Origin of the sequence: Pseudoalteromonas sp. S1650 (assembly GCF_005887195.1) — a bacterium.
GTDB classification, from domain to species: Bacteria; Pseudomonadota; Gammaproteobacteria; order Enterobacterales; family Alteromonadaceae; genus Pseudoalteromonas; species Pseudoalteromonas simplex.
In genome coordinates this window covers 1-10,102 of sequence record NZ_PNDF01000100.1, presented here as the reverse complement: position 1 = coordinate 10,102, position 10,102 = coordinate 1, and the positions used below count along the sequence as shown (strand labels likewise).

Genomic DNA, 10,102 nt, shown 5'->3' with positions numbered 1-10,102 from the left:
TTCAAACTTTTCTTTTGCCATGACGGAACCTATCAGTTTTGTGTATCTAGATTACATATGAAAATAATCCACCGAGGGTAGATTAATTTAATTTTTTCAAATTTCAAATAGTTTTTTCTGACAGATAAAGGAAGAAATTAAGATGAGTTCTCGATACTGGTGCTGATAGGCAGATTTGAACTGCCGACCTCACCCTTACCAAGGGTGCGCTCTACCAACTGAGCTATATCAGCAACACCAGAAGTCTGGAGCGGGCAGCGGGAATCGAACCCGCATCATCAGCTTGGAAGGCTGAGGTAATAGCCATTATACGATGCCCGCATAGGAACCTGTTCTTAAACTACCTCTAACCGTCAAGAATAAAGTGGTGGAGGGAGCTGGATTCGAACCAGCGAAGGCTGAGCCGTCAGATTTACAGTCTGATCCCTTTGGCCGCTCGGGAACCCCTCCACGAAAATTCTTTACTAAGTCACTTCCGGTAAAAGGAAAGTGGTGCCGACTATCCGAGTTGAACGGATGACCTACTGATTACAAGTCAGTTGCTCTACCAACTGAGCTAAGTCGGCACTGCTTTAGTACGGGGCGAGATTCTAAGGTAAGGTTTATTGTGATGCAACCATAAAATTAAAAAAAATGTGAATTTATGTGTTAAACGCTCACTATTCAGGCAAATTGCCGTATTTTTACTGCTTTATAGCTAATTCACGCCAATAATTCAGTCCTTTAAATACGAGCAAGCTGTCAAACTTAGCATCTCTATATGTATCTGCTAACAGCTTTCCATAACCACCAGCAAATATTAACTGGCAATCCTGTTGGTTAAGGTGTTTTTTTGCCTGCTCGATTGCGCCTAGAGTAGCAACCATGGCACCATTTTTTAGGCCATTTGGCGTATTACGCCCTAACTCAGTCGTAAATGGGATTTGCTCATCATCAAACACACGTTGCGTATTTTGGGTAAGTGAAGAGGTCATTAAATCAAGGCCAGGTAAGATCCAACCACCTAGATGCGCACCTTCTTGGTTTAGCACATCAATTGTCGTTGCAGTACCGGCATCAATAATAATGCAGTTTTGCTCGGGATATTCGACATACGCAGCTATTACCGCGAGCCAGCGATCAATTCCTAGGTTTTGAAACTGCTGGTATGCACAGGTTAACGTAGCGAGTTTAGCGGTCACCTCTGCTTCAAAATAAGGAACGGCATATTGCTGCGCCTGTGCTAATAACGGTTTAAGTAACTCGGTGTTACCCACACAGGCATAGACCAGCTCTGTTATTTGTGACCAAGGTAAATTACTGAGCTCACAAGCTTGATAATCCTTACCATCAAACAAAACGGCTTTAATGGCGGTATTGCCAACATCCACTAATAGTTTCATAGCTCAGCCTTACGTAATGAAATTTCACCACCATAATAACTTTTCACTTCGCCGTCTTGGCGAATACGCACGCCACCTTGGTTATCAATTCCTTCACAAATACCACGCCAGCTACGATGACCCGTATTGAGCTCAACACACTCACCAGCAAATGCATTTAATTGATTCCACTGTAGATACATATCGTTTAAACCTGATTGCTGATACTGAGCTAAGCGTTTTTCTAAATAAAAGCACAAATAGGCCACCAGCTTGTTTTTATCTAATCCCTGTACATGCTGGCTTAAATCAGTCCATGCTTGATCTATGTGTTGGCTAACACTTTCTGGCATATGTAAATTGATACCTATACCTATTACAAGCTGGCAAGGCCCCTGCGGCTGACCATCAAGCTCAACTAATACACCCGCTAATTTTTCACGGTTTAAGTAGATATCGTTTGGCCACTTAAGCTCTACATTCAATTGATATAAGGCTTTAAGCGTATCGTAAACAGCAAGCCCAACAGCAATAGATACCCCCATAGCAGCTTGCAAACCATCATCCAAACGCCAAAAGTAACTAAAGTATAAGTTTGCGCCAAATGGAGATTGCCAAACGCGCCCACGGCGCCCTCTTCCCGCTTGCTGCATTTCTGCGACTAATACGCTTCCAGATGGCAGTGATACTTCTGTTTGCAAACGGCGCATTAACTCACTGTTGGTTGAGTCAATAATAGGCTGCACTTCAACATTAGCGGTGCTGCCACCTAACTCATTATAATGCAGACCGATCTTATCTTTGTTCAGTAAGCCTGCACTATTATTTAGGCAATACCCTTTACCCGTAACCTTAAATATATCGAGCCCCATCTCCTGCAAAGAATGAATATGTTTACCCACTGCTGCACGGCTAATACCGAGCTGCTCGCCCAATTGCTGACCAGAAATAAAACCACCGGTATTTAAAGCTTGTAAAATAGCGAGCTTATTTCCATCTGGCGCTTTCATGATGAAGCTCCCAATTCAATGTGGCATTCATGTTCAGCATTGATCAGGCGTACTTCATGCTGTAAAGCAATCTGATATTTATGCCAAATCTGTTGTTGTACATGCTTTACCATGGCAATTAAGTCATCACCTTTACTGTTACCATGGTTTACTAGCACTAACGCTTGCTGCTGATGCACTTCAATACCGGCGACCTTAAAACCTTTTAACCCAGCTTGCTCAATCAACCACCCTGCTGCGACTTTATGATGCTCAGCATCCACAAAGTAATGAGGTAGCTCTGGGTAGCTTTTTAAAAGTAAAGCAAGTTGCTCATTCCTGATCACTGGGTTTTTGAAAAAACTGCCTGCATTCGCAAGTTCACTGGGGTTTGGTAGTTTGCTGTTTCTGGTCGTGATGATTTGCTCAAATACCTGCTGTGGAGAGGGTTCTGAAAGCTGTTGCAATGGTCCATAACTCAGCACTGGCTGCCATTTTTTAGGTAACAGCAGCCCTACTTGGGTGATTACAGCTTTGTTCTTCAGTGCATGCTTGAAGATAGAGTCACGATAGCCAAATTGGCATTCGCCTTTAGTTAAGCGCTTTATCGTTTTGGTTGCAATATCAAAGTAGTCGACATAACTCACAAACTTTTCAAGTTCTACACCGTAAGCACCTATATTTTGCACTGGTGCAGCACCAACCGTTCCAGGTATTAAAGCAAGGTTTTCAAGCCCAGGCATGTCATTAGCAATAGCCATAGCAACTAATTGGTGCCAGTTTTCTCCGGCTGCAATGTGTAATAAAAAGCCATCGTTTTGCTGCTCTATGTCGATGCCCTTCGTATTCATGTGGATCACAGCACCTTGGTAGTCAGATAAAAACACCGTATTACTGCCTTCACCTAAAATACAAAATGGCCCAGAAAAGTCTGTGCTTAAAAGCTGATTCACTTCATCAATTTGATAAAAATGCTGGCATTGGCTTGGCAAAGAAAAGGTATGAAAAGATTGCAGGGACTGAGCCACAAAACGCCTCAAAGGTTACCGGTAACTAATCGCATTAGTGTAACCTATCGTCGCAAAATACGCATTAGATTGTAAAAATCACTCAACCCACTGCACTAATCATGTTATAAAACGGGCTCTTTTTCATTTCCGTTCCAGGGTTATTATGAAGTTTAAACCATTACTTTTAAGTCTTGCTATGGTCGGTGCTTGCTCTCAAGCAACTGCAGATGCAATCAGCCAGCACACTTACGCAAACTTAGATGACGTAACAACCACTCACCTACTACTAGATTTAGATGTTGATTTTGATGACAAACAACTAGAAGGTTTTGTTGAGCACACGCTAGATTGGCACAATGCAACAAGCAAAACACTGGTACTTGATACACGCGATTTAGATATCGACAAAGTAATGTATCAAGATCAAAAAGGCAGCTGGCACAAAGCTGACTTCACCCTTGCTGCACGTGATGACGTGAAGGGCTCAAAATTAACAATTAAATTTAAAAGCCAAGCGGTTAAAGCACGTATTTATTACAACAGCCGCCCAGAAGCTTCAGGTTTACAGTGGTTAACGCCAGAGCAAACAGCCAGTAAATCACACCCATTTATGTACAGCCAATCACAAGCAATTCATGCTCGTAGTTGGATCCCAGTACAAGATACGCCAGCAATGCGCGTAACCTACTCGGCACGTATTCACACTCCTAAAGACATTCGTGCGGTAATGAGTGCTGATAACAAAGATGCACTTTATAAGGACGGCGATTATCTCTTTAATATGCCACAACCAATTTCGCCATACTTAATCGCAATTGGTGCTGGTAATTTAGAATTTAAAGCTATGACTAAGCAAACGGGTATCTTTGCTGAGCCAACAATTTTAGATGCATCAGTTGCTGAGTTTAACGACACGCAAGCGATGATCGATAAAACTAACGCGATGTACGGCGAATACGCATGGGGTCGTTATGACTTATTAATGCTACCGCCAAGCTTCCCATTTGGTGGCATGGAAAACCCACGTTTATCATTCATTACACCAACGGTTGTTGCTGGCGATAAAAGCTTAGTAAACCTAATTGCTCACGAGCTTGCTCACTCTTGGTCTGGTAACTTAGTAACCAATGCGACATGGGAAGATTTATGGCTAAACGAAGGTTTCACGTCTTACGTTGAAAACCGCATTATGGAAGAAGTGTTTGGTCGTGACCGTGCAGTTATGGAACAAGCGCTTGATGCAGCCGGCTTACGTGCATTACTTAAAACTCTACCAGCACCAGATACGCGACTTAACTTAAAACTTAATGGCCGCGATCCTGATGATGCATTTAGCTCGGTGCCTTACACTAAAGGTCAACTTTTCTTAATTTATTTAGAAAACAAATTTGGCCGTGATAAGTTTGACCCATTCGTAAAGGGTTACTTTGACCAATTTGCGTTTAAGTCGCTTACAACAGCGCAATTTGTTACTTACTTAAAAGCTAACTTGATCGAAAAATATCCAGGCGTTGTGAGCATGGATAAAGTTAATGAGTGGATCTTTGAGCCTGGTTTACCAAGCGATGCTCCTAACCCAACGTCTGATGCCTTCGATAAAGTTGATGCTGTAACCAAAACATGGTTAAACGGCGAAATTAGCGCAGCCCAATTGCCAACAGCGGATTGGTCAGTTCACGAGTGGCTACACTTTTTGAATAACCTACCTCGCGATTTAAGCATCGAAAAAATGACTGAGCTTGATAACCAATTCAACCTAACACAGTCAACGAATGCAGAGCGTGCTTTCGCATGGTTTATGCTAGCGGTAGGTAATGGTTATCAACCAATTTACCCAGCGCTTGATGAACACCTATCAGGCATCGGTCGTCGTAAATTAATTGTGCCACTCTATAAAGCACTTATTAAAAACGGTAAAAAAGACTGGGCGCATGATGTGTACTTAAAAGCACGTCCGGGTTACCACCCGCTTGCACAAGGTACTGTTGACGACTTATTTGCCAAGTAAGTCATCAAACACAAAAAAGGCGCTGCAATCAGCGCCTTTTTTAATTATTTTATTAGTTACTTACTTTTTGTAAGAACGCACGGCGCTCTTCTGGGCTTGCTTGTTGCCACCAAAACTCAAGCATCGCAGCCGCACTTGGCATATTTTTCAAACCCGCTTGTCCGCCGGGTACTTTTGCAGGCAATGTGACAGGGACAGCAGTCGCAGGCTTGTTGCTTGTACTTGTAGCAGCAACTGGGGCACTGGCTACAGCTTGTGCAGGCGCGCTAGCTGCACGATAGCTAACTATCGATAGTGGCACAGCAAGTTCACTGCCCTTGGCTTTTAAGCTTACTTGCGGTGATTCAGCAAACACTTCTGCCGCAACAGCATTACTGGCACGATTAAACACTAGGTCATAGTTTTTGCCGCTCTCTACTGTGAGCTCAACCCAGAATGGCTCTGACTCAACAACTTGGTGGTCATCATAACCTTGCTCGTAAAGATCGGTATATTTCATCTTCACTTGGTAAGTACCAGGAGCAAGTTCAACATCGTCAACACGACTGAAAAACGACTGCTCAATAAGTCGCTCTCCGACTTGTAAAGGTACAAACTCTTCTGGAAAGTGAATAGTCTCAGCGACACTACTTAAACTATTTAATAGCATTAACGCACTACTCAGTAATACTAACTTACGCATGTTCACTCCTTGGTTGTTCAATTTACGGCAGTTTCAGTTTGACACTGCAAATAAAGTTTGTCATTAGTGGGCGGTCATTTAACCACATTTATAAGAGAGCTAAGTATGAGCCAAGAGACTATTTTTACAAAGATTATTAACCGAGAGATCCCTGCTGATATTGTATATGAAGACGAGTTGTCTTTAGCTTTTAAAGATATTAACCCACAAGCCCCTTTTCATGTGCTGATCATCCCAAAAACACCAATAGCGACGATTAATGATGTTACAGAAGAAAATGCATCTTTAGTCGGTCATTTATATGTGGTTGCTGCCAAACTTGCCAAACAGTTTGGCTTTAGTGAAGACGGTTTTCGCGTCGTAATGAACTGTAATGACCATGGCGGACAAACTGTGTACCATATACACCTACATATGCTGGCAGGTAAAACAATGGGCTGGCCTCCGTATCAAGACAAGAAAAAAACCAATCTCTAATATTTTAGTATGTAAAAATATGTAAAAGGTAGAACAAAGATACTGTTTTTGTCTATAATAGTGACAGATCAGCTAGTTAATGTATTGCAATTAGTTAACTAGCTGTATTTTTTGACACAAAATAGACACAAACTGTACTTTTCCTGCACAAGTCTCAGAAATTTCTAATACGAAAGGGGTGGATTGCGTGATAGGATGCAATTGTCAACTTTTTTCAAGAGTGAATAAATATGAGTAGTTCAGCCTTTTTATTATTAGATCCAGAACCGATTAACACGATTGGTGTAAATGTATTAGAACCATTGTTAAAAACACAAGGACTTACTGTGACAACTGGTACTGATATTTCTGAAGTACCTGAAGGCACACGATTGCTATTCATTGAAACGTCAAGTACAGATCCGTGGGGAAAACTAAAGGAGCAATTAGTTAATCTACGAATTAAATGCGATATTGTTTTATTTAATCTAGATGAAAACCCAGAACTAGCTAATCGCGCTCTTCTAAGTGGCATAAGAGGTGTATTTTACACCACGGATAACGCCGATGTGCTAATGAAAGGCATTCGTTTGTTACTTGAAGACCAACTCTGGTACCGTCGTGATATTATGTGTAATGCACTTAACCGTATGTTGCAGTTTAACAAAGACGCACTACATAAATTAACAGACGGTGATATCGAACCAGTTAAGCTTACCAAACGTGAAAAAGCTATTATTTCATTAATGAGTAAAGGTTCGAAAAACAAAGAAATTGCTGAAGATTTAAGTATTAGTCCGCATACAGTGAAAACTCACTTATACAGTGCATTTAGAAAAACTAAGTGTCGTAATCGTATTGAGTTACTATCTTGGGCTCAGCAAAATATTCCTGACGAAATTCGTTAAACGAAATACCCTACTTGTTAAAACAGACGCTACTGCGTCTGTTTTTGTTTCTGGTTGCTAATCACTGTAATTGACTTTATGCTCAAACTGATTGCCAAACACTGGAAATACAATGCTCGACTCAGCTACTTTATATTACGCCAGCGCTGCCATGATGGCAGTAATGACCCTTCTTAATTACCTTACTTGGCGAACCAACAATAAGACTCCGGGCACCTTACTCTATATTTTTTATCCACTTGTGATGTTTGCATCAGTAATGAGTTTTGCACTACATGGCCATATTAATAACCTTGCCAGTGTTGCCATTGCAAATACTCTACTGTTTAGTGCCTCAATCATCCATGTACTCGCAATTTGTCAGTTTTTGAATGCCAAATGCGTTGGCTTTAAAACCTTTGTTTCGATCACAGTCGCTTTAGCTATCACTATGATTTACCTTGCTACTGACAGCGCAGAGTTACGCAGCCGAATATTGGTTTCTGACCTTCAACATATTGTTGAATCATTGTTTTTACTGGCTTTGTTTATTCGTAATGGCCGTAAAAGTTACCCTAATGGCAGTATTGTTTATATTTTAATTCTCAGCATTATCCTAGCGGTGTTTACTGGCCGTACTTTAATGATGGGAGATATTACAACCGCCAACCTATTATCTGCAGACTGGTTTAGTTTCACTTTATTTATTAATGGCGTAATAGCTCCAATGTTCTATGCTACAGGCATGGCACTACTATGTAATGAAAGGCGTGAGCAAAACCTTAATCAACTCACCGAAAAAGCCCATAAAGATTTAGAAATAAGAGGTTTGTTCTTATCAACTATTAGTCATGAAATTCGCACACCGTTAAACGGTATTTTAGGTAGTGCACAGTTGATCATGAACCAATCGAGTGACCCCCGTGATAAACCTTATTGCGAAGCAATTATTAACTCCGCTGAATCATTAAATTTATTAGTAGATAAAGTTCTCGACTACGCCAGCTTAGATCAACGAGATGAAGCACTCTATGAAGAGGATGTTGAGTTTAAAACTTGGCTAAATAATCTTTGCCTACTTCTCAGCCCCCTAGCAGAACAAAAACACTTAAAGTTTGAGTTGATATATGATTTGCCAGAACAGGCATGTTATTACTGCGACCAACAAAAACTCAGGCAAGTTATTATAAACTTAGTAGGTAACGCAATTAAGTTTACTGACCAAGGAGCCGTAAAGATTCATGTGAAGCTTCTTAATGAAGGCCAACTAGACCACCTAGTTAGAGTAAGTGTGATTGACTCTGGCCCTGGTATTGAAGATGAAGAAATAGCCTACCTCACTGAACCATACGTGCAAAGTAGTGCAGGTAAAGAGAAAGGAGGCACAGGCCTTGGCTTAGCAATTACCAGCCGGCTACTCGAAAAGTTAGGCAGTAAACTCAACATAGAAAGTGAGCTTAAAAAAGGCAGCACTTTCAGCTTTGATATTTCACTTGCTATTGGTGAGCTTAGCTTAGTTGAACAGCGTCACCAATCAAAGGATTATGTTACTGGCCTAGACGTGTTATTAGTTGAAGATCTCGATTTAAATCAGAAAATTGCCATCGAATTTATGGCTGATGATGAGCACAAGATAAAACTTGCAAAAGATGGCAATAGCGCAATTGAACTGATGCAAAAACATCACTTTGATGTGGTATTACTCGATATGAATTTGCCTGATTTAACAGGGCAAGAAGTCTTAAAAAAGCTAAAAAATATCGACCATTTAAATCAACGCACGCCAGTATTAGCATTTACCGCTAGCCTCAGTCCAGATGAAGTAAAAGAGTATTTATCACTAGGTATAAAAGATATTGTAGGCAAACCAATAAAGCAGCAGAAATTACGTCAAGCTCTGAGCGATTCACAAACAAACCAATCTGCGAGTATCGCGGTGGAATTACGAGATACACTTTACGATGAAACGGCAGCTGCTACATTGATAAGCTCATTCAGCGAGGATGAGGTATCATCGATTTACAATGAGTTTGTTTTATCTGCTAGAAATAAACTCATTCGTTGTCAACAACTTGTAGATGATGACAAAGAGCAGTGCATCAAACTGATTCACCGTCAAGCAAGCACAGCATTGCAGCTAGGATTTAATCGATACGGTACAGAGCTGAAGCGCATCGAACGTAAGTTACTTGATAACAAGCCCTTAAAAGAACTATTAACCGAAGCCCTAATACTTTGGCAAGAAAGTCTACAAGCTTACCTTAAGCATGCTAGGCGTGAGTTATCATAGCGGTAAGCGAGCATTGTAGGCGCGATTTTATATCGTGCAATATTCAAAAGATAACGCGCGAAATAAATTTCACGCCTACATCAAAACATGAGAACGACTTTAGCCGTGAAATGTTTTTCGGCGCTGAAGTAGGCCTTGGCTAAAGCCTACAAATAACACGATTCGGCTTCAAACTGATTGTGGTATGATTACTTAAGACTTACTTTTTCAGGCATAAAAAAACACGCTTTCGCGTGCCTACTTATCAAACTCATTTAATTTTAATCTTCAATTTCAGTTGGTTGCGGGAGCTGTGAGTTTTGAGGGCGAACCGACGACCTTCGGGTTATGAATCTGAATTTCAGGCATAAAAAAACACGCTTTCGCGTGCCTACTTATCAAACTCATTTAATTTTAATCTTTAATTTCAGTTGGTTGCG

The 10,102-nt window shown here is 40.9% G+C and carries 8 protein-coding genes and 4 tRNA genes; 4 read left to right on the top strand and 8 right to left on the bottom strand.

All coding sequences use genetic code 11. The annotated features are described in order from the left end of the window. Positions 1 to 157: 157 nt before the first annotated feature. From CWB80_RS21220 to murB, 7 genes are all read right to left on the bottom strand, one after another. Positions 158 to 233 (bottom strand) — tRNA-Thr (locus CWB80_RS21220). 13 nt (positions 234 to 246) lie between these two features. Continuing rightward, a tRNA-Gly gene (locus CWB80_RS21215) sits at positions 247 to 321 on the bottom strand. 44 nt (positions 322 to 365) lie between these two features. Continuing rightward, a tRNA-Tyr gene (locus CWB80_RS21210) sits at positions 366 to 450 on the bottom strand. 40 nt (positions 451 to 490) lie between these two features. After that, a tRNA-Thr gene (locus CWB80_RS21205) sits at positions 491 to 566 on the bottom strand. Between the two features lie 117 nt (positions 567 to 683). Continuing rightward, the gene (locus tag CWB80_RS21200) at positions 684 to 1,382 is read right to left on the bottom strand and encodes a type III pantothenate kinase (protein WP_138601909.1); all 699 of its coding nucleotides are present in this window, start codon (positions 1,380 to 1,382) and stop codon (positions 684 to 686) included. After that, positions 1,379 to 2,371 (bottom strand): bifunctional biotin--[acetyl-CoA-carboxylase] ligase/biotin operon repressor BirA, encoded by a 993-nt coding sequence (birA, locus tag CWB80_RS21195; protein WP_138601907.1) that lies wholly within the window; start codon positions 2,369 to 2,371, stop codon positions 1,379 to 1,381. The genes CWB80_RS21200 and birA overlap by 4 nt, the downstream gene beginning before the upstream one ends. After that, positions 2,368 to 3,378 (bottom strand): UDP-N-acetylmuramate dehydrogenase, encoded by a 1,011-nt coding sequence (murB, locus tag CWB80_RS21190; RefSeq protein ID WP_138601905.1) that lies wholly within the window; start codon positions 3,376 to 3,378, stop codon positions 2,368 to 2,370. The genes birA and murB overlap by 4 nt, the downstream gene beginning before the upstream one ends. Before the next feature lie 145 nt (positions 3,379 to 3,523). Between murB and CWB80_RS21185 the strand changes: the two genes are divergently transcribed. Continuing rightward, on the top strand, positions 3,524 to 5,368 hold the full coding sequence (locus tag CWB80_RS21185; protein ID WP_138601903.1) for a M1 family metallopeptidase: 1,845 nt from the start codon (positions 3,524 to 3,526) through the stop codon (positions 5,366 to 5,368). Between the two features lie 52 nt (positions 5,369 to 5,420). Here CWB80_RS21185 and CWB80_RS21180 read toward each other — a convergent pair whose 3' ends face one another. After that, positions 5,421 to 6,050, bottom strand: a complete 630-nt coding sequence (locus CWB80_RS21180) for a DUF2057 domain-containing protein (RefSeq protein ID WP_138601901.1) — start codon at positions 6,048 to 6,050, stop codon at positions 5,421 to 5,423. A 105-nt stretch (positions 6,051 to 6,155) separates the two neighbouring features. On the opposite strand from CWB80_RS21180, the gene CWB80_RS21175 reads away from it, so the two are divergent. From CWB80_RS21175 to CWB80_RS21165, 3 genes are all read left to right on the top strand, one after another. Further along, positions 6,156 to 6,527, top strand: coding sequence for a histidine triad nucleotide-binding protein (locus CWB80_RS21175; protein ID WP_054554869.1), 372 nt, complete (start codon positions 6,156 to 6,158; stop codon positions 6,525 to 6,527). A gap of 230 nt (positions 6,528 to 6,757) precedes the next feature. Beyond that, positions 6,758 to 7,414 carry a helix-turn-helix transcriptional regulator gene (locus CWB80_RS21170; protein ID WP_054554870.1) on the top strand — a complete coding sequence of 219 codons (657 nt, stop codon included), beginning with the start codon at positions 6,758 to 6,760 and terminating at the stop codon, positions 7,412 to 7,414. A gap of 112 nt (positions 7,415 to 7,526) precedes the next feature. Then, positions 7,527 to 9,683 (top strand): ATP-binding protein, encoded by a 2,157-nt coding sequence (locus CWB80_RS21165; RefSeq protein ID WP_138601899.1) that lies wholly within the window; start codon positions 7,527 to 7,529, stop codon positions 9,681 to 9,683. The last annotated feature ends 419 nt before the right edge of the window (positions 9,684 to 10,102 follow it).

Bases quoted from the DNA above. Each gene is read 5' to 3' on its own strand.
- CWB80_RS21200 (WP_138601909.1), bottom strand. From the start codon at position 1,382: ATGAAACTATTAGTGGATGTTGGCAATACCGCCATTAAAGCCGTTTTG.
- birA (WP_138601907.1), bottom strand. From the start codon at position 2,371: ATGAAAGCGCCAGATGGAAATAAGCTCGCTATTTTACAAGCTTTAAAT.
- CWB80_RS21185 (WP_138601903.1), top strand. From the start codon at position 3,524: ATGAAGTTTAAACCATTACTTTTAAGTCTTGCTATGGTCGGTGCTTGC.
- CWB80_RS21180 (WP_138601901.1), bottom strand. From the start codon at position 6,050: ATGCGTAAGTTAGTATTACTGAGTAGTGCGTTAATGCTATTAAATAGT.
- CWB80_RS21175 (WP_054554869.1), top strand. From the start codon at position 6,156: ATGAGCCAAGAGACTATTTTTACAAAGATTATTAACCGAGAGATCCCT.
- CWB80_RS21170 (WP_054554870.1), top strand. From the start codon at position 6,758: ATGAGTAGTTCAGCCTTTTTATTATTAGATCCAGAACCGATTAACACG.
- CWB80_RS21165 (WP_138601899.1), top strand. From the start codon at position 7,527: ATGCTCGACTCAGCTACTTTATATTACGCCAGCGCTGCCATGATGGCA.